Raw genomic sequence first — 22,478 nt, forward strand, 5'->3', positions numbered from 1 at the left:
AAAAACTAAGGAGTGTGTATCATGTCGGAACGTTTAAATACAGAGCAGCTGAGCATCGGATATGCGGAGACTATGATTGTAAAGGGGCTGAATCTGTCGCTTCCGACAGGGAAGATTACAGCGCTTGTCGGGGCGAACGGCTCGGGAAAGTCCACGATTCTGAAGACGATGGCCCGGATCATGAAGCCGAAGAGCGGCAATGTAATGCTTGACGGGAAGTCCATTCACAATCTCTCCACCAAAGAGGTGGCCCGCCAGCTGGCGATTCTGCCGCAGAATCCTACGGCCCCGGACGGCTTAACGGTATCTGAGCTGGTAGGGTATGGACGGTATCCGCATCAGAAGGGCTTCGGCAGCCTGACGCCTGAAGACCGCAGCATCATTGCTGAAGCGATTGAATTGACCGGCATGAATGAATTCCGTGACCGGCCGATTGACCGGCTCTCCGGCGGACAACGGCAACGGGCCTGGATCGCCATGGCGCTGGCCCAGCAGACGGATATTCTGTTCCTTGACGAGCCGACGACCTTCCTGGATATGGCCCATCAGCTGGAGGTGCTTCAGCTGCTGCAGAAGCTCAATGAGCAGGAAGGCCGGACAATTATTATGGTTGTCCATGATTTAAACCATGCCTCGCGTTACGCGCAACATATGGTAGCGATCAAATCCGGTAATGTGATCAGCGAAGGCGCTCCGAATGAGGTAATGACACCGGCGGTGCTGCGTGAGGTATTCGGCATTGAGGCAGATATTGTGCCTGATCCGCGTACAGGTGTGCCGCTCTGTCTGCCATACGAACTGGCGGCATATAAGGCAGTAGGGTTATAGGCTGGATGATACAGAATTGTGCAAGCGGGGAGTGGACAGCAGCATGAATGAACATCTGATGCAAGAATATAGCTCGAAGTTCGATCTCCATTCTACAGTACCGGAGGGGACCGCGCATTCCTTCGCCGCTGCTGAACTGGCAGAAGAGGCGGGGATGAGGACCTTCATGGAGGCTTACCGTCCGCTGATGAAGGCGCTCGATGATAAAGCCGCCGGTGCGTATTTCGGCGGTTACTTAAGCATTATTGCACTCGCTGTCCAATATTCCGTGACCGGCTTCTTATGCGTACCAGACTTCAGCTTACGAAATCTGCGGCTGCATCTTGTTCCGGCAGACGGCTATTGCCGTGTTGCCTTCTCGCTTCGTGAATGGGGGATGGGACAAGCTCCTGCAGATGAGCCTGGCCGCAAGGCTTGGCGCAATGAGGTGCTCACGAGCTTCTATCAGAGTACAGCCGGACCGCTGATACGCATGGCTTCACAAGTGAGCGGCCTTTCGCTTGTGGAGATCTGGGGACAGATGCCGACCAAATTCAATTATTATGCGGAAGCCTTTGCCGCTGAGCTTACAGATCTGCTCCTGCTCCGCCGGCTGGAGGAGGATTACGCCTATCTGAAGGATGAGCTGCCTGCTGCCGTATTCGGGCTGCCGCGCAATCCGTTCCAGGTGAAGGTGCGGAGAATCGAGTCGCTCGCGGACCCGCAGCAGACGGTGCAGATGCGCAACCGCTGCTGTATGTATTACCGGACAGAGGGCGGGCGGCTGTGTTATACCTGTCCCCGTATGAAGGAGGAGGAGCGGTCCGCACGGCGGGAGGAATTCCGCTCCGAGCGCGCAGCAGCAGGCGAATAGGGTATAAATGGGAATTTCGAAACATAATAATGCTGTATGCAGCTTCTTAACAGGCTCCTGTCATTGACAAGGGAGCCTGTTCGTTGTTAAAGTTGTGGTTGCTGAAGCGTGATTGCCCGGCGATATGTACCACTATTATCTTGTTCATAGAGTTAGGAGCATGAAGAATGAATATTGACAACATATATGAGGATTTGCAGCCGCTCATTACAGCAGGCTCACTGAAACGCCGTGAGAGCCTTAAGGATCTGGTCTATACCCGCATGGGCGGCGAAGCAGATATCTTGGCGGCCCCTGTTACATATGAAGAGATCCGGAGCATCTCTGCCTATGCCCATGATCATCAGATCCCGCTTACAATTCTCGGTAACGGCTCCAATGTCATTATCCGGGACGGAGGCATCCGGGGCATCGTGCTCCAGACCTCCGATCTGTCAGAGATGGGCATCCGTGGCGGCCTGCTCTATGCGCAGTGCGGGGCGAAGATTATCGATGTCTCGGGTTATGCGCTGGAGCAGGCGCTGACCGGTCTGGAATTCGCCTGCGGCATCCCCGGCACGGTAGGCGGGGCACTCTACATGAACGCGGGAGCCTATGGCGGGGAAGTGAAGGATGTGCTGCACAGTGCGCTTGTCGTTGACCCGGACGGCCAGCTTGTGACCCTGCACAGCGACCAGCTTCAATGGGGCTACCGCAAAAGCATCTTCTCCAGCGGAAAGTATATCGTGCTGGAGGCCAGATTTGCGCTTCTTCCAGGCGATCCTGCCGCGATTAAGGCATCCATGGATGAATTAACCTATCTGCGGGAATCGAAGCAGCCGCTGGAGTATCCGTCTTGCGGCAGTGTATTCAAGCGGCCGCCGGGCCGGTTCGCGGGGCAGCTGATTCAGGAGAGCGGTCTTCAGGGCACGCGCATCGGAGGCGCTGAGGTCTCACGCAAGCATGCGGGCTTCATTATTAACGCCGACAATGCAACGGCAAGTGATTATATCGGATTGATCCAGCATGTACGTTCAGCGGTGAAGCAGAAGTTCGATGTGGAGCTGGAGACGGAAGTGGAGATTATCGGGGAAGAGTTATAGGCGATAATTGTGGAAAAAGAGGGTGCAGCTCTAAGCCGGGATGTTGGCTTATCACTGCACCCTCTTTAGATTCTTACGGCCGGAGCCGCCGGATAATCAGCTTACAGCCAGCGAATATTTCGCCCGGCTAGTCTGCAGATCCACCTTGGCTTCGGACACTTCATGAAGCTGCAGACCGCTCACTGCCAGCTCATATCCCGGCTGCGGCAGGGGCACCAGCTCTCCGTCCGCATTCAGGGTACTGCCTGTGCCGCGCAGAATGACCGCACTGTCCAGATAATCATCAATGACATCGTCAGCGTTCCGGTAGTCAACGGTCTCCAGCTTGAAGTGGACGGTGTCCAGATCCTCCAGCTCCCGTTTTTCGATAACAAGGGTCGTATCCTTCCGGGCTTCCAGCCAATCGATAAGCTTCTGTACGTTTGCTTCCATAGGTGATCCCATCCTTCGGTTAATAGAGATTGTTAATTCTAAGTTACCCCTTTCCATGCAAATGAATCCGTGCAAATTAGTTGAACTATGCAAGGTGTTTGCCGTTCTTCATTCGTGTGTAAACTATTCTTATGCATTGTAATGATGCCAATATCCTACAAGAAGGTGAATCGGATGGGGAATGCATTGCTATGGGGCGCAGTCTCCGGCTCGGCGGTCATGATTGGCGCGCTCTTGGCCTTATTCCTGCAGATTCGAAGCAAGCTGATCGGCTTCATTATGGCGTTCGGAACTGGTGTGCTGATCGGCGCGGCGGCGTATGAATTGTTAGAGGATTCTGCCAGTGACGGCGGGCTGACCCCGACGATTATCGGTTTCACCGCCGGAGCGCTGGTGTTCACGCTGTTCGACTGGCTGATCTCGCGTAAAGGGGGAGCCGGACGCAAGCGCTCAGCCAGAGCTTCTTCAGGGAAAAGCGATGCCAAGGGCGGAGGGCTGGCTATTTTTGCCGGAACGGTACTGGATGCGATTCCTGAATCGATCATGATCGGCGCAAGTCTCATTGCGGGTCAAGGCGTTAGCGTACTGCTGGTCATTGCCATCTTCATCAGCAATATTCCCGAAGGCTTGTCCAGCACGGCTGGACTGAAGCAGGACGGCTATGGCAAAGGCAAGATTATGCTGCTGTGGCTTGGCGTACTCGCTATCTCCACACTGGCCTCAGGGGCGGGATATGCGTTCATGGATCACGCAAGCGGGTATACGGAAGCGCTGATTGCCTCTTTTGCCGGAGGAGGGATTATTGCTATGGTGTCCTCCAGCATGATGCCCGAAGCCTACGAAGAAGGGGGGCCGCTCACAGGGTTCATCGCTGCGATGGGACTGCTGTGCTCGCTGATTCTGGATCAGCTGTGAGGGTTGTCAAGCCCGCTGCAATCATGGTATAGTTCAAGACGCACCAAGCTAAAGAAGGAATCTGCGCCGCGCGCAGGAGAGGTTCGCGAACTCCCTCTATAAAAAACTAAGCTATCTTAGTAGAGCCAGGTTTTCGAAATCTCGTTCTTCTTTCCAGTTCAGGCCAGGGGCCTAGGGAAAAGAGAGGGGTTTTTTGTCATGTCAGAAGGCAGAATGCAAGAGGAAATGCAGGGGGTTACCCTGCTGGGCAACCAAGGCACACAGTACAAGTTCGGCTATGATCCGGGAATTCTGGAGGCGTTCGATAACAAGCATCCCGGCCGTGATTATTTCGTCAAATTCAACTGTCCCGAGTTCACCAGCCTGTGTCCCGTGACCGGTCAGCCGGATTTCGGGGTGATGTACATCTCGTACATTCCGGATATCCGAATGGTGGAATCGAAGTCACTGAAGCTCTATCTGTTCAGCTTCCGCAATCATGGGGATTTCCATGAGGACTGTGTCAACATTATTATGAATGATCTGATCTCGCTGATGGAGCCGCGTTATATCGAAGTGTGGGGCAAATTCACGCCGCGCGGCGGTATTTCCATCGATCCTTACTGCAACTGGGGGCGTCCGGGAACCAAATATGAGGCGATGGCCGAGCACCGGCTGATGAATCATGATCTGTATCCCGAGAAAGTGGACAACCGTTAATCCGCAGGAGCCAGCTTCGCAGAGCAATCAGGAGGAGAGATCAGTATGGTAAATAGAAAAGCATTAGTCGTCTTCAGCGGCGGCCAAGACAGCACGACCTGCCTGGCGTGGGCATTGCAGGAATTCCAGGAGGTTCAGGTGGTCACGTTCAATTATAATCAGCGCCATGCGGCCGAGATTGAAGTCGCCAAGGCGATAGCCGCAAGGTTCGGCGTGAAGCAGCATATTCTGGACCTGGGGCTGCTGAACCAGTTGGCTCCGAACGCTTTGACCCGGGAGGATATTGACATTACCGCAGGTGAAGGGGAAGAGCTGCCCAGCACTTTCGTGGATGGACGTAATCTGCTGTTCCTGTCCTTCGCGGCAATTCTGGCCAAGCAGCTCGGCTACTCCAACATTATCACCGGGGTCTGCCAGACGGACTTCAGCGGGTACCCGGACTGCCGCGATGTGTTCGTGAAGTCGCTGAATGTCACGCTTAATCTGTCCATGGATGTGGAGTTCGTCATTCATACCCCGCTGATGTGGCTGGACAAAAAGCAAACCTGGAAGCTGGCAGACGAGCTGGGCCAGTTCGATTATGTCCGGGAGCAGACCCTGACCTGCTATAACGGAATCATCGGCAGCGGCTGCGGCACCTGTCCGGCATGTCTTCTGCGTAAGCGGGGTCTGGAGCAGTATGAGGCAGAGCGTCAGGAGGCGGGACTATAATGCGGGGCGAAGTAGCCGTCTGCAAAATATTCACCTTCGACGCTGCCCATCAGCTAATCGGACACAAGGGGAAATGCAGTAATCTGCACGGGCATACTTACAGGCTGGAGGTAGTGCTGAAAGGTGTGCCGTCCGTTCAGGAAGGACAGTCGGATGAGGGGTTCGTCATCGATTTCAGCGATATTAAGGCGGCTGTGCAGGAGGCGGTGGTTGGGCGTCTGGATCATGCTTTTCTGGCGATGGGCAATGAGCCTGTGCTGGAGACGCTGAAGGCGACCGGCTCCAAGGTAGCGATGCTCTCCTTCCGCACCACTGCGGAGAATCTGTCTGCCTATATTGCCTATGAGCTGAAGCAAGCGGCGTTGCCGGTGTATTCGGTCAAGCTATGGGAGACTCCGACCTCCTGGGCTGAGGTGCTGGCAGCAGATATCCCCGAGGAGGGACCGGCTTACCGGCTGTATGGAGGCTGCGATAATGAGTAGAATCCCGGTCATTGAAATGTTCGGCCCGACAATCCAGGGGGAAGGGGCGGTCATTGGCGTCAAAACGATGTTCGTCCGCACCTACGGCTGCGACTACCGCTGCGGCTGGTGCGATTCCGCCTTCACCTGGGACGGCTCGGCTAAGGATAAAGTAACGATGCTGTCGCCGCAGGAGATTCTCGCGGGGCTGCTGGAGCTGGCGGGGGAGAATTTCAATTGTGTGACCATCTCCGGGGGCAACCCGGCGCTGATCGGGGAGGCGATGGGCGAATTCATCTCCCTCCTCCACGAGCGGGGCATCCAGGCGGCGATTGAGACGCAGGGCAGCCGTTGGCAGGACTGGTTCCTTGAGGTGGATGTGCTGACGATCAGCCCCAAGCCGCCTAGCTCCGGGATGCAGACGGACTGGGATAAGCTGGATGAGATTATGCATAGAGCCGCTGATAACGGCAAGGCTGCGCATAGCCTGAAGGTGGTTGTTTTTAACCAGGAGGATTATGAGTATGCCCGCAAGGTACATTACAGGTACCCTGAGGTCCCGCTGTTCCTGCAGCCGGGCAACGATAACGTCACGGAGGAAGGCGACATCTCAGGCCGTCTGCTGGGGCGGCTGGAATGGCTGTTCGGCCTGGTCATTGCCGATCCGCAGATGAACCGCGCACGGGTGCTGCCGCAGCTGCATGCCCTGATCTGGCATAATAAGCGGGGGAAATAGCGCGCCCGCTGCCGGGATGAATCCGAATAGAGTTACTGATGGCCGGGCTTCCGTTACAGGGGAGTTCCGGTCTTTTGCTGTAATAGAAATGGGACAGAATTGTAGCCTCCGGCCGGTTCAGTTGTACTATAATTGAACAATGATGTGGGAGAGGGAGGCAATCATTCCATGAATTCGGTAATCAGCAACATGAAGCCCATCCGGCGGTCCAAGCTGCGATTATTTGCAGGCAAGCGGTATTTCACCTGGAAAAGATACTGGAAATGGATCACAGCCAGCGGACGTCTGGCTACAGAACAGCGCAGTGAAGCTCTGCCGTATGAGGCGGCCAGTCATGCTACACCGCTGCTGCGCAAATTGCGCAATGTCGATATGCAGCTCCAGCACAACAAAATCGTGAACCTGAGGCTCGCGGTGACGAAGCTGGACGGGCTTGTCATTCAACCGGGCGAGAGCTTCTCCTATTGGCGCAGGATCGGCAAGCCCACGCGGAGAAAAGGCTACCTGGACGGAATGGTGCTCCATTATGGCGGGTTCCGTTCCGGCACAGGCGGCGGGCTCTGCCAGTTGTCCAATCTGATCTACTGGATGACGCTGCATACCCCGCTGACGGTTACCGAGCGGCACCGGCACAGCTATGATGTCTTTCCCGATGAGCAGCGGACCCAGCCTTTTGGCAGCGGGGCTACTTGTGCGTATAATTATCTGGATCTGCAGCTGCGCAATGATACACAGCACGCTTATCAGCTTAAGCTGCATCTGGATGAGACCCATCTACACGGGGAATGGCGCTGTGAGGGACAGCAGCTCTACCGTTATGAGATCTATGAAGACGGCCACCGCATCAGCCTGGAGCCGTGGGGTGGGTATATCCGGCGCAATGCGATCCGCCGCAGGGTGCTTACGCTTAGTGGGGAGCTGGCAGGTGACGAAGCAGTGGCCGAGAACCACGCACTGATGATGTATTCTCCGCTGCTGCACGGATAAATCCGGTGGAGTTGGGGTTATACCCTAGTGTAAGGAGAACAAGTATAAGGCATGGGACCCGTCAGAGGCGGATTCTGTGCCTTTTTTTTGTGCTGAATAGCAACATATAGATTCTATATTTTGAAAAAATGCTGCTTTTTTCGCCGATTTACGTTAAATTAACATAATGAGTCTTACATCCTATGAAGGGGCGTTCTGTCATGCGTACCAATAAACCGCCCGTTCCCGTGCCTCTTCTGATGGTAATCGGAATTGTGGCCATTTCGTTTTCTTCCATCTTTATTAAATGGTCCTCCGCGCCTGTATCGGTCCAAGGGATGTACCGTCTGCTGTTCACCTCGCTGCTGATGCTGCCGTTCGCCCGTCCCTATAGCGGGGCACTCTTTCAGCTGCGGCGGAAGGACTGGCTGCTGCTGGGAGTGTCCGGTGTCATGCTTGCCCTGCATTTTCTGCTGTGGATGGGTTCGCTGAATTATACCTCGGTAGCCAGCTCGACGATGATTATGGCGCTGGAGCCGTTATTCATTATGCTCGGTGCGTACATACTGTATAAAGAGCGTAATTCGGTCTTTGCTATCCTGGGGATGGCGATTGCCATCTTCGGCGTTACTTTTATCGGCTGGGGAGACATTGGCTTGTCTGCTGAGAATCTGAAGGGTGACATGCTCTCAGTTGGCGGAACCGTAGCGGTAGCCGCACATATGCTGCTTGGACAAAAGCTGGTGGCGCGTATGCCGTCCTATCTGTACAGCCTGATTGTATTTATCGCAGCGGCCGCCGTATTTGCCGTCTACAATCTCGTGACCGGCACACCGTTCTTCGATTATCCGGCCCGGGAATGGGGCATCTTCGTCCTGCTGGCGGTGGTGCCCACCGTCTTCGGCCATATCCTGTTCAACTGGCTGCTGCAATATACGTCGGCGACTACCGTCTCCATGAATATCCTGGGAGAACCTGTTGGCGCTAGTATTCTCGCATTCCTGCTGCTGGGTGAGCAGCTTAGCGGCCTGCAGTGGGCGGGCGGGGTGCTGGTCATGGCCGGGCTGGGCGTCTATCTGTATGCCGGGCGCAGGAAAGCTATGAAGCTCCGGCAGTCTCTGCCGAACGCTTCATAGCTATACGCGGACAGACCCGTGAGGCAAACTTGATTACATTTTATAGAACTTAGATAAAGGGGTAACGAAAGCAATGAATGAACCTAATCAGAATGAAACGGATGGCCTCAATAAGGAGGCGGCCCCTACCAGTGAGGAGCTGTGGAATGAGGATACCTTTGCCGCCTGGACCCGCCGGTTCGGAACCCCTGCGGAGGCTGCGGAGAAGCTGTCGAAGGACCCTGCGGGGAAGCTGTATCCGCTGAACACCTATCTCGGTGAAGTGAAGGGCCGGAGGATCATGAATCTGATGGGCTCTAACGGCATGAAGGCGGTGGCACTGGGACTGCTGGGGGCTGAGGTGACTGTAGCGGATTTCTCTGAGGCCAATGCCCGTTATGCCGGAGAACTCGCGCAGGAGGCTGGGGTGCAGCTAGAATATATAGTGTCGGATGTCCTGGAGCTGCCTGAAGCGCATCTGAACGGCTCTTTTGATACGGTTTTTGCCGAAATGGGGATTGTTCATTATTTTACGGATTTGGCTCCGTTCATGGCTACGGCCTACCGCTTGCTGGCACCGGGCGGGACGTTCGTGCTGCGGGATTTCCATCCGGTAACGACCAAGCTGATCTCCTCCAAGGGGTCGACGGCCAAGGTGCGTAAGCATAAGGTGAGCGGGGATTATTTCGATACGGCGCTTGAAGAGAAGCAGGTATCCTATTCCAAATACATGCCTTCTTCAGGAGCAGCATCGGAGGCGGACAAGCCGAATGTCGTCTACTGGCGGCGCTGGACGCTGGGCGAGCTGGTTACTGCTGCCGCAGCCAGCGGACTGGTGATTAAGGAGTTGGTGGAGGAGCCCAACCTGTCGTCGGATGTGTACGATAAGGGAATTCCCAAGACCTTCACCCTGGTTGCTGTCAAAAGATAATAAGGTTCACCATCACACGGTATCCCCGTTAGCGCAGTTACACAGGCGCTCCGGGGATACCGTTTATTTGTGCTGAATCCGCCGCCATCCCGGCAAAAGCCTGCTGGAGCGGAGACAGCGTATAGTCCTTGCGCCAAGCCAGCACAAAAGACCCGTCAGCCGGAAGGATTCCCGGCAGCTTGGCGTAGGCCAGACGGCCTGCCGATACTTCACCCTCAATCCCGGAGCGGGAGAACACGCCCACCATTCTGCCTGTGTAGAGCATCCCCTTGACTGCCTCCGGCGAGCCCAGCACCGCATGGTTCCATACCCTTACGTTATTGAGCTGTGCCCACTGGTCGGAGATTCCGCGCAGGAAGGAGGCGGCCTCATGCTGGACCCAAGGCTCGCGTGCTACGGCTTGGGCGGTCAGCTCCTGCTCCGCCGCAAAGGGATGCTCCGGCGCAAAGACCAGCACCGTCTCCTCTTCAGCAATCACTTGCGTATGGAAGGTATCGTCTTGGCCCTCTGTACTGTGCAGCACGGCGAGCTGGATCTCCCGGCTGCGCAGACGTTCCCGGATGGCGTCATCCGGCAGCACGGACAAATAGACATCGATCCCGTCATAATGCTGTGTGAATTGGGACAGCAGTTTGGGCACAAGATAACTGGCAGGGATATCGCTGGCGGTAAGCTCCAAATTCCCCGAGGCGAGCGAGGTGAACTGCTTGACCGTCCGCTCGGCCTCGGCGCTCAGCGAGACAATGCGGACCGCATATTGATACAAGGCGCGTCCGGCATCCGTCAGCAGGACCCGGCCGCTCCGGTACTGGAAGAGGGAAGCGCCAAGCTCACTCTCCAGACTTTTCATATGGAAGGAGACGGTAGGCTGCTTAAGGTTCATCTCGGCGGCTACATCCGTTACTTTTTTATATTTTTCAATGAGAACTAAGATTTGCAGCTTTACAAGGTTCATGAAGATTCCTCCGGGAGGGGGCAAAAAACCCCCTATTGTTGTTTCGATATAGATTTTATCTATTTAATTATTCAATTTATATTATAACTTTTATCCTTCGGTTTACAAACTCAGTACTTTTATCTAACGAACGGGTCCTAGAATAAGAAGAGTCAGAAGAGAAGCTGATAGACACACAATAATGCTTCCCGAGTGAGTTTTGTACGAAGCAGAAGGAACGCAGCAGACACTCACAAAACCTTTAGGAGGAAAACAAACAATGCAATTCAAAAAATCGTGGATCATGGCTTTGACTCTTACCAGCGTACTGGCACTTTCAGCATGCGGCAACAACGGGGGAAATAAGGCAACAACCAATAACGGAGGGAATACACCGGCTGCTACAAACACAGAAACCAGCAGCGGTGCGAAGCTAAGCGGTTCGGTTCTGGCGTCAGGCTCCACAGCACTTCAGCCGCTCGTAGAGCAGGTAGCTGAGAAATTCATGGATGCGAATGCAGGCGTGGACATTCAGGTTCAGGGCGGCGGCAGCGGAACGGGCTTGACTCAGGTCTCCGAGAAGCAAGTCGATATCGGGAACTCGGACGTATTCGCCGAAGAGAAGCTGAAGGATGCAGCAAAGGCGGCTGAACTGGTAGATCATCAGGTGGCGGTTGTAGCGATTGCGGCAGTAAGCAACCCGGCGGCAGGCGTAGACAGCTTGACCAAGCAGCAGCTGGTAGATATTTTCACAGGTAAAATCACGAACTGGAAAGAGGTCGGCGGTGCAGACCAGGCCATCCAGATCATCAACCGTCCGGCAAGCTCAGGTACCCGTGCTACCTTCGAGAGCTTTGCTCTTGGCACCAAGACAGAGGATCTGAAGGGTTCAATTCAAGAGGATTCCTCCGGTACGGTTAAGAAAATGATCGGCGAAACACCAGGAGCTATCGGTTATCTGGCACTGTCCTACCTGGATGATTCCGTGAAAACATTAAACTATGACGGCGTTGAGCCTTCGGTAGACAACGTAGTGGCCGGTAAATATCCGGTATGGGCTTACGAGCACATGTACACTAACGGTGAACCCAATGAGACTGTAAAAGCCTTCCTGGATTACTTCCTGACGGATGAAGTACAGACTGGCGATGTGGTAGAGCTTGGCTACATTCCGGCTTCCAAAATGCAGGTATCGCGTGATGTTGCAGGTACTGTAACACCTAAATAAGCTTCACCCGTTCGCAAGGTTAATTGATTTCAACTTTAATGTGATTAGAGGCGGATAAACTCTGCCTCTCTTTTCACTTTAGAAAGAGGGAGCATCTTGAGGGGACAACCAACAAACAAGCGGCTGGAAAAACATCATATAGAAAATTTAATCGGACGTATTTATATGTCCTTTTGCGTGCTGCTGCTCATTGTCATTATTATATCCATGGTCTATTTCGTAGCCTCCAAAGGCGTGGCCAACTTCGTGAGCGGTGAGGTCAAGGTCTCAGAATTCCTGTTCGGCACGAAGTGGTCGCCTGAAGCAGATACACCTTCCTATGGAGCCTTCCCGTTCATCTCGGGTTCCTTCCTGGTCACGCTGCTGGCCGCGCTTATCGCAAGTCCGCTCAGTATCTGCGCTGCGCTCTTCATGACAGAGATTGTGCCGGGCTGGGGTAAAAAGCTGCTGCAGCCGGTCATCGAGCTGCTGTCAGGCATTCCATCTGTTGTCTACGGGTTCGTAGGCTTAAGCGTCATTGTTCCATTTCTGCGGGATACGCTGCCCGGACAGGGCATCGGGGTGGCTGCAGGCGCGCTAGTGCTGTCGGTCATGATTCTGCCGACGATTACCAGCGTGGCTGCAGACGCGCTTGCTTCATTGCCGCAAAACTTGAAAGAATCCTCCTTTGCGCTCGGTGCCACACGCTGGCAGACGATCTCCCGGGTCATTCTCCCGACGACCTTCCCGGCGATTATGACGGGTGTAGTGCTTGGTATGGCCCGCGCCTTCGGCGAGGCTCTTGCCGTGCAGATGGTTATCGGTAACGCGCCGTTCGTGCCACACTCCCTGTTCGAGTCCGCGTCCACACTTACCAGTGTCATCACGCTGGGCATGGGGAATACAACAATGGGTTCACCGCAGAACAATGCGCTGTGGAGTATGGCGCTGGTGCTGATGCTGATGACCTTCGTATTCGTCCTGCTGGTGAGAATGCTCGAAAGGAGAAATAAAATTTGAAGCCGAGAACTGCGAATAAAATAGCCACTGTCGTTATCGTTACCTTTGCATTGCTGATCGTAGCCATCCTGGTTAGCTTACTCGGATATATCCTGATCCGCGGTTTCAATCATATTAGCTGGGACTTCCTGACCTCCGCGCCGCAAAAGATCCGCGCAGGCGGAGGCGTCGGGCCGCAGCTGTTCAACTCATTGTTCCTGCTGGTGCTGACCCTAATTATCACCGTGCCGCTGGGGCTGGGTGCCGGAATCTTCATGGCAGAGTATGCCCGTCCCGGCAAGCTGACCAACTTCATCCGTCTGGTCGTGGAGGTATTGTCGTCCTTCCCGTCGATCATCGTGGGTCTGTTCGGTCTCTTGCTGATCGTCAACACCTTCAATCTCGGGTTCTCCCTGATCTCGGGTGCGCTCGCGTTAACCTTCTTCAACCTTCCGCTGATGGTTCGTATTACGGAGCAAGCCTTCCGCACGGTACCTAAGCAGCAGAAGGAGGCAGGCTTCGCGCTCGGATTGTCCAAGTGGAAGATCGTTACCTCGGTCTTGCTCCCGGTAGCCTTGCCGACTATTATCACCGGCACGATCCTGTCGGCCGGCCGCGTGTTCGGTGAAGCGGCCGCGCTGATGTTCACGGCAGGGATGAGCAGCCCGCGCCTGGACTTCAGCAACTGGAATCCGCTTAGCCCGTCCTCGCCGCTGAACCCGTTCCGTCCGGCGGAGACGCTGGCGGTGCATATCTGGAAGGTCAACAGTGAAGGCCTGGCACCGGATGCACTTCAGATCGCAGCGGGTGCTTCAGCCGTCCTGGTGCTGACCGTATTAATCTTCAATCTGGCGGCCCGTTACTTCGGCAGATTCATCTACCGCAAGCTTACCGCATCCAAGAGAATGAGCTAAGAATAGACAAGGCAATCCGCTTTTCAAAAAGAGTCTGTAGGAGGAACTAAGATGGGAATCGCAGAGCCAGTCGTACGCGAATCATTTCAAACGGAGGATCTGAGTATTTATTATGGCACGTATGAGGCGGTGAAGGGGATCAGCCTTCCTTTTGCCCAGAATACGGTAACCGCATTGATCGGCCCTTCGGGCTGCGGGAAATCAACCTTTCTTCGTTCGCTGAACCGGATGAATGACGATATTTCCGGCTCTACGACCAAGGGCAGCATCTGGATTGACGGTGTCGATATCAATGCTACAGGCACGGATGTAATTAAGCTGCGGCAAAAGATCGGAATGGTATGGCAGAAGCCCAATCCGTTCTACAAATCGATCTACGATAATATCGCCTTCGGCCCGAAATATCATGGCATCAAGGGCAAGCAGGCGCTGGATGAAATTGTCGAGAGCAGTCTGCGCCGCGCCGCCCTGTGGGACGAGGTCAAAGACCGCTTAAAGGATTCCGCGCTGGCGTTGTCCGGCGGACAGCAGCAGCGTCTGTGTATCGCGCGGGCGCTGTCGGTCAACCCGCAGATCCTGCTGCTCGATGAGCCGGCTTCGGCCCTTGACCCGGTATCAACCGGTAAGGTGGAGGAGCTGATCAAGGAGCTGAAGGAAGAGCTGCGCATCGTGATCGTCACCCATAACATGCAGCAGGCCGCGCGGATCTCGGATTATACCGCCTACTTCTATCTCGGCTCCCTGGTGGAATACGACAAGACCGAGAAGGTCTTCACGAACCCCGAGAACCAGATGACGCAGGAGTACATTATGGGCCGGTTTGGCTGATCGGGAGACGGGCCAGCCGGGACGCGTATAGAAGGGAATAGACAAATTCGATCACACTGATCGTTCAGGACACCATCCATTGCGGGTGGTGTTTTTGGCTGTTCAGGAGATAATCGGCCGCGAGGGGGACGGACCCAATGTAATCGAAAAACCGATCACATTGCGCCAGGACGAGGGGGGCGGACCCAATGTAATCGAAAAACCGATCACATTGCGCCAGGACGAGGGGGACGGACCCAATGTAATCGAAAAACCGATCACATTGCGCGAGGGCGTGCGGACCCAATGTAATCGAAAAACCGATCACATTGCGCGGAGCGAGGAGCAGAGACTGGATGTCGCCACACCCCTGCCTAAGCCCTTCACTTTTGTATGAGTAAATATCTCTTGCAAAACTAATATAATTAGTTTATATTTTAACTAATAAGATTAGTTTTGAGGAGGGCTTTACATTGAGAGTGACACGAGAAGGCAGTTTGCATCAGCTTACGTGGCTGCCGCGTATTTTTCCAGTGAATTGCTATTTGATCGAGGAAGAACAGGAGCTTACACTTATTGACGCGGGAATGTCCTACAGTCTGCAAGGTATTCTGAGTCAGGCCGCCAAGCTCGGTAAGCCGCTGACCCGCATCATCCTGACTCATGGCCACATGGATCATGTCGGAGCGCTTGATGCCTTGAAGAAACAGGTGCCGGAGGCTAAGGTCTATATCTCGGAGCGGGATGCTGCATTGTTGGCTGGTGACCGCTCGCTCAGAGCCGGTGAGCTGCAGACTCCTATTAAGGGCAGTGTACCCGCCAAAATAGTGACCCGCCCCGACATTCTGCTGCATGAGGGCGATAGCATCGGCTCGCTGACAGCGTTCAGCACTCCCGGACATACGCCGGGGTCGATGTCTTTTCAGGACCGGCGCAGTGGAGCGCTGATCGTTGGTGATGCGTTCCAGACCTTCCGGGCCACGGCAGTGTCCGGCAAGAAGGTCGCCTGGTTTCCTTTTCCGGCTATGGCGACTTGGAGCCCCGAACAGGCCTTGGTGAGTGCTTACAGGCTGATTGATCTTGCCCCTTCTGTACTGGCGGTAGGACATGGTGATCTGCTTATAGCTCCGGTGGAGGCGATGAAGCGGGCGGCTTCGGAGGCTGAAGGACAGTTAAAGGGAGGAGAGAGAGTACATGGCTAGAGCAGGTCTGGACACGCACACGCTGGTGCTGGCTGCCGCAGAGCTGGCGGATGAATACGGGATTGAAGAAGTGACGCTGGCTGCACTTGCCGCGAAGCTGGGTGTCCGTTCCCCGTCACTCTATAATCACATCAACGGGCTTGCTGGGCTGCGTACACTGATGGCGGTATATGGCCTGGAGCAGCTGTATGAGGTCATATCGGAGGCAACGGAGGGGCTAAGCGGAGAGGCTGCAGTACATGCCATGAGTCAGGCTTACATCGGATTCACCAGAGCGCACCCGGGGCTGTACCAGACGACGCTAAAAGCACCCGAACAAGGAGACACCGCTCTGGAAGCGGCGGGAGGGAAGATCCTGTCGCTCATCATCCAGGTGATATCCGCATTCGGCTTGGAGGAGGAAGGCAATCTGCATGCCGTCCGTGGACTGCGGAGTATACTGCACGGATTCTCCACCTTGGAGCACCAGGGCGGATTTGGAATGCCGCTGGACCTGAATGTCACGCTCACCCGGCTGATTAACACCTATATTGCGGGAATCCGCTGTATGGGATCGGACGCAGACAGCGTCAAATGAAATAAAGAGCAATCTCCAAGTGAGGTTGCTCTTGTTGTCACGGCTTATTTTGCCTAACGGTGTAGCTGCAGTTTCTGCCTCCCGCTAAAATGTACTCCCCTCGCTCAATATGAACATCATCTCCTAGCACCGTTTTAAATAAATGCAGCTCATTCTTGCATAACCCGGTACATACAGCAGCAGCTTCACAGATCGGACAATGTTTCTCGATGAACAAGTGACTGCCATCCTCCTGCGTCTTAACCTCGGCCATATAACCTTCATTGGTTCGAATCTCGGCCAGCTTCTCCAATTTCTCTCTAACATCCGATGCATCGCCAAGATGCTGAAGATATTGTGCCTGCATCTTTTTATTTCGAACATCCAGCAGCTTGTCCAGCCCTTCATTGCCAAAAGCTTCTTTCATAGAATTAATGAGGCTGATGGATAAATCCGAATATCCGGTTGGAAAAAAACGATTAGCTGCTGGTGTTAATATCCACAGCTTGGTGGGCCGGCCCATGGGACGGGCCTCTTCCACATTCGTAACCAATCCCTCTTCCTTCAGTGCATTCAAATGTTGGCGAATAGCCATTCCAGACAGCGAAAAATGAGCGGAGAGGGTCATAACATCCATGCCCCCACGCTCCTTTAACAGATCAATGATCGCTCTTCGGGTACGGGTGGAGACATCCTTTTTGATTTCATTCCGGCTCATGGTGCACCTCCTTTTTGCAGCAACTGAATTCACATCACTCCCTACATTTTAAACAAAAATGTTGACAAAGTCAAAGCCGGACTGTAGCCTAGACTTTATAAACAAAAATGTTTACTAAGTATCCGGATACGATGTATACATACCAATTTCCTTGGAGGTCACCATTCATGTCGTCTAATCATCAAAGTATTTTCAGCCCGCGTTATTTTGCACTATCCATAGGGATTATCCTGTCCGTGATGGCCGTTGGATTCGAAGGTCTATCCGTAACTACCATTGCTCCTTCGATTGCCGGAGACTTGAACGGGCTTAGCCTGTTCGGATGGATATTCAGTACGTACCTGCTTGCGCAGATTATCGGAACGCTGGTCGTCGGTCGAATCATAGATAAAAGAGGACCTGCAGCACCATTCACTTATGCACTTCTGTTGTTTATCGCAGGATTGGTCGCTGCCGCAACAGCAGGCGATATGTATATCATGATAGGATCACGGGCCCTGCAGGGTTTGGGTGCCGGAGCTATGATGACTTGTGTGTATACAGCCATATCCTTAAGTTACCCGGATGAGTTACGTGCCAAGATCCTTGGAGCCTTTGGTACAGCCTATGTCCTTCCGTCCATGCTCGGTCCATATGTAGCAGGTCTTATAGCAGACCAGTGGTCCTGGCGGTTTGTTTTCTGGGGGATTTTACCTGTGCTGGTTGTTTCAGCAGTGCTTAGTTTACCTGCGTTCAGGAAATTGAAAGTGCAGCAGACGGGAGAGGCTAGCGGATCTTCATCCACTTGGATGGCGTTACTCTTAACGATGGGTACAGGTCTTTTCCTGGTTGGTCTAGGTATGCTTCCGGGCACGATGGGATTTGTATTCGTCATGATTGGCCTCGTAGGTATGATATTTCCGCTCCGTCAATTGCTGCCGAAGGGAACGCTTACGCTGCGAAGAGGGATGCCGGCGATTCTGGCTACACGCGGGTTGTTCTTCGCTGCCTATACCAGCACACAGAATTTCCTGGTATTGGCTCTAATTAATGTGAAAGGAATTACACCTTCTCAGGCCGGTTTAATCGTAGCGAGTGCTGCATTAAGCTGGTGTATCATTGCGTATCTGCAAGGACGATGGGATGCGGCAGATCAGGGCCGTGGACGTCATATGAGAATTATTCTTGGGGTATTGCTGCTTGCCATCGGGATTGCCATCGTATTTTGGATACCGGTTGTGTCCGTTACCGTTGCAGTTATGGGTCAGATCATCGCAGGAGTTGGTATTGGATTGGCGCATCCGATTAGCGGTGTTGTAGCCTTTTCCCAAACAGGGGAAGGCGGCGTGGGCCAAACCTCGGCAAATCTGCAATTCGCGGATTCTTTTACACCCGGCGTAGTTATCGGGATTGGCGGTTCCATCCTCGTCGTGTGTCAGGCTGGCGGAATGTCACTGCAATCCGGCTTAATTGCAGCCATGGGCTTCCATCTCTTGTTGATCGTTATTAGCATCATTGCCAGCACCCGGATCTCACAGCCATCCATCAAGAATGCTGATCCTAAGAAAGAGGGTGTGCCTGTCATTGTCCAATGAGGATAGGGAGAAACTTCTTATAGCCTTTGACATCATCGGGTCTAAATGGACGATCCACATCTTATTCACTCTTTCTTACGGTCCGAAGAAATTTAGTGAAATCAACCGGAGTATCCCTTCCATTACGCAAAGAATCCTTTCCCAGCGTTTAAAGGAGCTTCAACATCATAATCTGGTCAAGAGAACCAGTCCGCAGCGCCCTACAAAAACCATGTATGAACTTACACCAAAAGGAGCGGCTCTTGCTACGTTCATACCTTGTTTAATGGACTGGGGTAGCCAAAACTAAATTAAGCTTGTAAACGAGGAGGAATGAAGATGAACATTGAGGTCAGTGAGATCGCAGCAGAGAAAATCGCCCAAATCTTGTTAACCGCTGATACCCGGCACTCTTTTCTTAGAGTAGGTGTTGAAGAAGGGGGATGCAGCGGATTATCTTATACCCTTGTCTTGGATGAGCAGCAGACAGAGGAGGATATGGTATTCCATAAAGATAAGTTCAGTATAGTTGTTCACACGAAGAGTATTCCATATATTGACGGTCTTGAAATTGACTATGAACAAAGCGGAATGATAGGCGGATTCACCATGAATAACCCTAATGCCAAAGCCTCATGTGGATGCGGGGCCAGTTTTCGGATGGCTAACTATCGGGGGGAAGTTAAAAAATGTGATTAACCTGGGGAAAGGAGAGAACAGGGATGATATCATTTGAAGTAACGGAACAAGCTATTGATTCTTTTAAGGATGAATGGGGTTTGACAGAGGCCCAATATGTAAGAATTTATGCAAAATATGCAGGTGGCGGCTCAGATGCTTTTACGATTGGCCTAAATGCAAGTGCTACACCGATCGATCCGGCATTGGTTCAATCTATCGGAGGCTTTCATTTCTTTGTTGAAAAAACAGATGCCTGGATTTTACAGGATGAACATTTTCAGATTGGCTGTAATGAAAATGGTATATTTTTAAACAAAATCTCCTAATGAGCATATGCAGGAAGTGAATTTGCTCATTTATAATGATAAGCTTAATTTGGTGTACAAGCCAGATTGACTTAGGAGGCTGAATTACGTGGGCGAAGCAGGTAAGCAAGAGAATGTAACCACCTATGAAGAGATGGCTGAGGTAGTCGCCCGACTGGGGATTGTGCCGCTGGCACCCCTGATCCCGGAGCATCCGTCTGTGAACGGGCTGACGCTGGCGGAGAATTGGCATACCGATACAGAGCTGGACCCCTGGCGCTGGCGGGTCAGATTTCCCGGAGAAGGCTTAGCCGGCTATGGAAAATTCATCAAGAAAAAAGCCGTGCTCGTATCCCGCGAGTGGCTTCCGGCTTACTTGGCAGCGTCCGGGCCTCAGCAGTCTCTGGAAGAGCGGTATCAGAGCGGCCTGGCCACGAGAGAAGCGCTGACTCTGCTGGAGATTATCCGGGCGGATGAGGGAATTGAGACACGCCAGCTGCGGTCAATGGCTGATATGAAGGCCAAGGAGAAGAAGACGGCGTTTGACAATGCGGTAACGGAGCTGCAAGGGTCTATGGATATCGTAATCTCCGGCGTGAAGCAGCGGGTGAATGCGGACGGAGAGCCGAATGGCTGGAACAGCACCTCTTTTGAAACTTCGGGGCACTGGATGCATGAAGCGGGCATTCCGCCGTTTGAGGGATCGAGAGAAGAGGCGATAGCCTGGTTGCGCTCGCGAATGGAAGACGCGTGGGCACCGGAGGCAGTTGCCTGGATCAATAAGGCTCTGGGCTGGAAATAGACAAAGAACGGTAGTCCTTCATATGAAAAGGGCTGCCGTTTTTGGCGTTTTGACAGGGGAGACAAATAAAAACGGCTAATCTCATTCCCGCAGGAGACCGGCCGTAAGCGCTTACGAATATGTGATTGTCCTACGTATCTTGTGTATATTGCAGCCTTACAGCATAGGGCCAAGGTAGGCAACCAGGAAGTACAGGAATCCGAACAGCAGCATGATGTAGGCGGTGTACTTGATAGCGTCGGAGGCAACGATACTTAAGTCTTTGGGAGCCTGGACTTCCAGACGTTCTGTTTCCATAGAATCCGTGTTGTCATGAGTGAAAGTTTCTTTCATCAGAATTCCCTCCTTAGATTATTCATGGACTAAAACATTCCTCTTTTGGAACTGTAAACACTATCTATAATTGTATTGTGACATATTTGTGAACTAATTTCAACAATATTGTGAAAATTCTTTGACTGAATGTTCACATTTGGGCTGTTTGAGTTGCTTTGACCCACTTAACTTCACCTTCGGTTGCACTTTATACAATAGATGAGCGCTATTTTCGCCGAAAAAATGAATCTCTTGCACTTTATACACTAGAATTTTGAGAAAACGGGGGTTTTGAGCTGAAATCCAGAAATCTGTTGTACGAAATACAGCAGAAGGTGTTTTAACCGTAGTTTCCGTGAAATCTATTGCAGAAAGTGCAATCAGCCACTTTGTCACTCATTAAATCTCATAGCACTCTCATCGCATAGCATTCTTAGGGGAAAAGTCCCCTGGTAAAAACAAAGACCCCGCCACTCCTCAAGAGGAAATAGCGGGGTCCCGTTCATAGTATAAATATTAAGCTTAGGCCCAATCTCCATTACGGAAGATCGGGTCGGTGGAGCCGTCATCGGCAATTCCGTCGATATTCATCTCCGGGGAGCCCATCATGAAGTCCACATGGGTGAGGCTTTGGTTCATGCCCATGTCCACCAGCTGTTCCTTGGTCATGTTAATGCCGTCCTGCAGGGTGAAGGCATAGGAAGCGCCAAGTGCCAGATGACAGGAAGCATTCTCGTCATACAGGGTGGTGTAGTAGAGAATGCCGCTCTCCGAGATTGGGGAGTGGAAGGGTACAAGCGCCACTTCACCGAAGTAGGCGGCACCTTCATCCATGGCCAGCAGGGAAGCGAGGGCTTCCTGGCCCACTTCAGCGGTGAAGTCTGTAACTTTACCATTCTCCAGCGTCAGGCTGAAGCGGTCGATGATGTTGCCGCCATAGCTGAGCGGCTTCGTGCTGCGGACCGTGCCGTTCGCACCCGTCTTCAGCGGAGCAGTGAATACTTCCTCGGTCGGAATGTTCGCGAGGAAGGACATGCCGCGGCTGTTCACCGCACCGGCCTGACACCAGATATGGCCTTCAGGCAATTCGATCGTCAGATCGGTGCCCGGAGCCGTGTAGTGCAGCTTGCGGTATTTCTTCGCGTTTAACAGCTCACAGCGCTGCTTCAGACCGGCCAGATGGATACTCCAGGCCTGCACCGGATTCTCCTGGTCTGCGCGCACGGCCTTGAAGATGGCGTCCCAGAGCAGTTCGATCTGCTGCTCAGGTGCAGCGTCCGGGAACACCTTCGCGGCCCAAGAGGCGGATGGGAAGGCGAGGCCGGTCCAGCTGACCTGGTTAGCCATCAGCATCTCGCGGTACGGAGCCATAGCTTGGCCGGCAGTCTTCTGATGGTCCGCAATGCGGCTTGCATCTACTCCGTTCAGCAAGTCCGGATTCGCGGAGATGATTGTCAGGAATGCCGCTCCGCCCCGTGCCAGATCCTCCAGCTCATCGGCCTGCCACTTCGGCGGCTCCAGGAAGCTCTCGGACGGCGCCAGATCATAGCGGGTACGGGTGACGAATTCATCGGAATAGTTAACCTTGACGAGCTTCGCACCTGCTTCATAGGCCTGACGTACAATCAGGCGGACCAGTGCAGCCGATACGATATCCGCATTCACGACAAGGGTCTGGCCGGGTTGAATATTAACGCCGATCTTTACAGCGAGCAGTGCGTAATTCTCCAGCTTTTGGTTGAAATCCAGCAATAGC

The 22,478-nt window shown here is 53.3% G+C and carries 28 protein-coding genes and 1 riboswitch; of the genes, 23 read left to right on the top strand and 5 right to left on the bottom strand.

The window, feature by feature from the left end:
* Positions 1-21 precede the first annotated feature (21 nt).
* The 3 genes from NSS64_RS11320 to murB all read left to right on the top strand — a co-directional run bounded on the left by NSS64_RS11320 (position 22) and on the right by murB (position 2,763).
* Positions 22-828 (top strand): ABC transporter ATP-binding protein, encoded by an 807-nt coding sequence (locus NSS64_RS11320; protein ID WP_340940398.1) that lies wholly within the window; start codon positions 22-24, stop codon positions 826-828.
* A gap of 43 nt (positions 829-871) precedes the next feature.
* A complete protein-coding gene (locus NSS64_RS11325) occupies positions 872-1,681 on the top strand; it encodes a (2Fe-2S)-binding protein (RefSeq protein WP_341140121.1) in 810 nt (269 codons plus the stop codon).
* Between the two features lie 167 nt (positions 1,682-1,848).
* Positions 1,849-2,763, top strand: coding sequence for a UDP-N-acetylmuramate dehydrogenase (gene murB / locus NSS64_RS11330; RefSeq protein ID WP_340940402.1), 915 nt, complete (start codon positions 1,849-1,851; stop codon positions 2,761-2,763).
* A gap of 96 nt (positions 2,764-2,859) precedes the next feature.
* On the opposite strand, the gene NSS64_RS11335 is transcribed toward murB, so the two are convergent.
* Complete coding sequence (locus NSS64_RS11335; protein WP_340940404.1) at positions 2,860-3,195, bottom strand: hypothetical protein; 336 nt, start codon at positions 3,193-3,195, stop codon at positions 2,860-2,862.
* Between the two features lie 174 nt (positions 3,196-3,369).
* Between NSS64_RS11335 and NSS64_RS11340 the strand changes: the two genes are divergently transcribed.
* The 8 genes from NSS64_RS11340 to NSS64_RS11375 all read left to right on the top strand — a co-directional run bounded on the left by NSS64_RS11340 (position 3,370) and on the right by NSS64_RS11375 (position 9,729).
* Positions 3,370-4,110: a ZIP family metal transporter gene (locus NSS64_RS11340; protein WP_341140122.1), complete on the top strand. Its 741-nt coding sequence runs from the start codon at positions 3,370-3,372 to the stop codon at positions 4,108-4,110.
* Positions 4,111-4,182: 72 nt separating this feature from the next.
* Positions 4,183-4,226, top strand: a riboswitch (PreQ1 riboswitch).
* Between the two features lie 82 nt (positions 4,227-4,308).
* Entirely contained in the window at positions 4,309-4,809 is a 501-nt protein-coding gene (queF, locus tag NSS64_RS11345) for a preQ(1) synthase (RefSeq protein ID WP_340940406.1), read from the top strand.
* 45 nt (positions 4,810-4,854) lie between these two features.
* Positions 4,855-5,520 (top strand): 7-cyano-7-deazaguanine synthase QueC, encoded by a 666-nt coding sequence (gene queC, locus NSS64_RS11350; protein WP_341140123.1) that lies wholly within the window; start codon positions 4,855-4,857, stop codon positions 5,518-5,520.
* Positions 5,520-6,002, top strand: coding sequence for a 6-pyruvoyl trahydropterin synthase family protein (locus NSS64_RS11355; RefSeq protein WP_340940409.1), 483 nt, complete (start codon positions 5,520-5,522; stop codon positions 6,000-6,002). Before queC ends, NSS64_RS11355 begins: the two co-directional genes overlap by 1 nt.
* The gene (gene queE / locus NSS64_RS11360) at positions 5,995-6,717 is read left to right on the top strand and encodes a 7-carboxy-7-deazaguanine synthase QueE (RefSeq protein WP_341140124.1); all 723 of its coding nucleotides are present in this window, start codon (positions 5,995-5,997) and stop codon (positions 6,715-6,717) included. Before NSS64_RS11355 ends, queE begins: the two co-directional genes overlap by 8 nt.
* Before the next feature lie 168 nt (positions 6,718-6,885).
* On the top strand, positions 6,886-7,704 hold the full coding sequence (locus NSS64_RS11365) for a VanW family protein (protein WP_341140125.1): 819 nt from the start codon (positions 6,886-6,888) through the stop codon (positions 7,702-7,704).
* Positions 7,705-7,904: 200 nt separating this feature from the next.
* Positions 7,905-8,819 carry a DMT family transporter gene (locus NSS64_RS11370; protein ID WP_341140126.1) on the top strand — a complete coding sequence of 305 codons (915 nt, stop codon included), beginning with the start codon at positions 7,905-7,907 and terminating at the stop codon, positions 8,817-8,819.
* Positions 8,820-8,892: 73 nt separating this feature from the next.
* The gene (locus NSS64_RS11375; RefSeq protein WP_341140127.1) at positions 8,893-9,729 is read left to right on the top strand and encodes a class I SAM-dependent methyltransferase; all 837 of its coding nucleotides are present in this window, start codon (positions 8,893-8,895) and stop codon (positions 9,727-9,729) included.
* A gap of 37 nt (positions 9,730-9,766) precedes the next feature.
* Here NSS64_RS11375 and NSS64_RS11380 read toward each other — a convergent pair whose 3' ends face one another.
* On the bottom strand, positions 9,767-10,684 hold the full coding sequence (locus NSS64_RS11380) for a LysR family transcriptional regulator (protein WP_341140128.1): 918 nt from the start codon (positions 10,682-10,684) through the stop codon (positions 9,767-9,769).
* 259 nt (positions 10,685-10,943) lie between these two features.
* On the opposite strand from NSS64_RS11380, the gene NSS64_RS11385 reads away from it, so the two are divergent.
* From NSS64_RS11385 to NSS64_RS11415, 7 genes are all read left to right on the top strand, one after another.
* Positions 10,944-11,891, top strand: coding sequence for a phosphate ABC transporter substrate-binding protein PstS family protein (locus tag NSS64_RS11385; protein WP_340940417.1), 948 nt, complete (start codon positions 10,944-10,946; stop codon positions 11,889-11,891).
* 165 nt (positions 11,892-12,056) lie between these two features.
* Positions 12,057-12,890 carry a phosphate ABC transporter permease subunit PstC gene (gene pstC, locus NSS64_RS11390; RefSeq protein WP_442792645.1) on the top strand — a complete coding sequence of 278 codons (834 nt, stop codon included), beginning with the start codon at positions 12,057-12,059 and terminating at the stop codon, positions 12,888-12,890.
* A complete protein-coding gene (gene pstA / locus NSS64_RS11395) occupies positions 12,887-13,783 on the top strand; it encodes a phosphate ABC transporter permease PstA (RefSeq protein ID WP_036726586.1) in 897 nt (298 codons plus the stop codon). Before pstC ends, pstA begins: the two co-directional genes overlap by 4 nt.
* A gap of 51 nt (positions 13,784-13,834) precedes the next feature.
* Positions 13,835-14,611, top strand: coding sequence for a phosphate ABC transporter ATP-binding protein PstB (gene pstB / locus NSS64_RS11400; protein ID WP_036695365.1), 777 nt, complete (start codon positions 13,835-13,837; stop codon positions 14,609-14,611).
* Between the two features lie 94 nt (positions 14,612-14,705).
* A complete protein-coding gene (locus NSS64_RS11405; RefSeq protein WP_341140129.1) occupies positions 14,706-14,987 on the top strand; it encodes a hypothetical protein in 282 nt (93 codons plus the stop codon).
* Between the two features lie 76 nt (positions 14,988-15,063).
* The gene (locus tag NSS64_RS11410; RefSeq protein WP_341140130.1) at positions 15,064-15,792 is read left to right on the top strand and encodes an MBL fold metallo-hydrolase; all 729 of its coding nucleotides are present in this window, start codon (positions 15,064-15,066) and stop codon (positions 15,790-15,792) included.
* Positions 15,785-16,369, top strand: coding sequence for a TetR/AcrR family transcriptional regulator (locus NSS64_RS11415; protein WP_341140131.1), 585 nt, complete (start codon positions 15,785-15,787; stop codon positions 16,367-16,369). The genes NSS64_RS11410 and NSS64_RS11415 overlap by 8 nt, the downstream gene beginning before the upstream one ends.
* 37 nt (positions 16,370-16,406) lie before the next feature.
* Here the strand turns inward: NSS64_RS11415 and NSS64_RS11420 are convergent, their stop codons facing one another.
* On the bottom strand, positions 16,407-17,066 hold the full coding sequence (locus NSS64_RS11420) for a helix-turn-helix transcriptional regulator (protein WP_340940422.1): 660 nt from the start codon (positions 17,064-17,066) through the stop codon (positions 16,407-16,409).
* Between the two features lie 167 nt (positions 17,067-17,233).
* Between NSS64_RS11420 and NSS64_RS11425 the strand changes: the two genes are divergently transcribed.
* From NSS64_RS11425 to NSS64_RS11440, 5 genes are all read left to right on the top strand, one after another.
* A complete protein-coding gene (locus NSS64_RS11425; RefSeq protein WP_341140132.1) occupies positions 17,234-18,640 on the top strand; it encodes an MFS transporter in 1,407 nt (468 codons plus the stop codon).
* A complete protein-coding gene (locus tag NSS64_RS32740) occupies positions 18,597-18,929 on the top strand; it encodes a winged helix-turn-helix transcriptional regulator (protein ID WP_445667789.1) in 333 nt (110 codons plus the stop codon). Before NSS64_RS11425 ends, NSS64_RS32740 begins: the two co-directional genes overlap by 44 nt.
* A gap of 29 nt (positions 18,930-18,958) precedes the next feature.
* The gene (locus NSS64_RS11430; protein ID WP_341140133.1) at positions 18,959-19,318 is read left to right on the top strand and encodes a HesB/IscA family protein; all 360 of its coding nucleotides are present in this window, start codon (positions 18,959-18,961) and stop codon (positions 19,316-19,318) included.
* A 23-nt stretch (positions 19,319-19,341) separates the two neighbouring features.
* Positions 19,342-19,626 carry a hypothetical protein gene (locus tag NSS64_RS11435; protein WP_341140134.1) on the top strand — a complete coding sequence of 95 codons (285 nt, stop codon included), beginning with the start codon at positions 19,342-19,344 and terminating at the stop codon, positions 19,624-19,626.
* Positions 19,627-19,714: 88 nt separating this feature from the next.
* Positions 19,715-20,407 carry an AlkZ-related protein gene (locus tag NSS64_RS11440; protein ID WP_341140135.1) on the top strand — a complete coding sequence of 231 codons (693 nt, stop codon included), beginning with the start codon at positions 19,715-19,717 and terminating at the stop codon, positions 20,405-20,407.
* 156 nt (positions 20,408-20,563) lie between these two features.
* Here NSS64_RS11440 and NSS64_RS11445 read toward each other — a convergent pair whose 3' ends face one another.
* Both NSS64_RS11445 and NSS64_RS11450 read right to left on the bottom strand, forming a co-directional pair.
* Positions 20,564-20,740 (bottom strand): hypothetical protein, encoded by a 177-nt coding sequence (locus NSS64_RS11445; protein ID WP_155991496.1) that lies wholly within the window; start codon positions 20,738-20,740, stop codon positions 20,564-20,566.
* A gap of 504 nt (positions 20,741-21,244) precedes the next feature.
* On the bottom strand, positions 21,245-22,474 hold the full coding sequence (locus tag NSS64_RS11450; RefSeq protein ID WP_341140136.1) for an aminopeptidase: 1,230 nt from the start codon (positions 22,472-22,474) through the stop codon (positions 21,245-21,247).
* Positions 22,475-22,478: the final 4 nt, after the last annotated feature.

The organism is Paenibacillus sp. FSL H8-0122 (assembly GCF_038005345.1).
In the GTDB taxonomy this organism is placed as follows: Bacteria; Bacillota; Bacilli; order Paenibacillales; family Paenibacillaceae; genus Paenibacillus_AQ.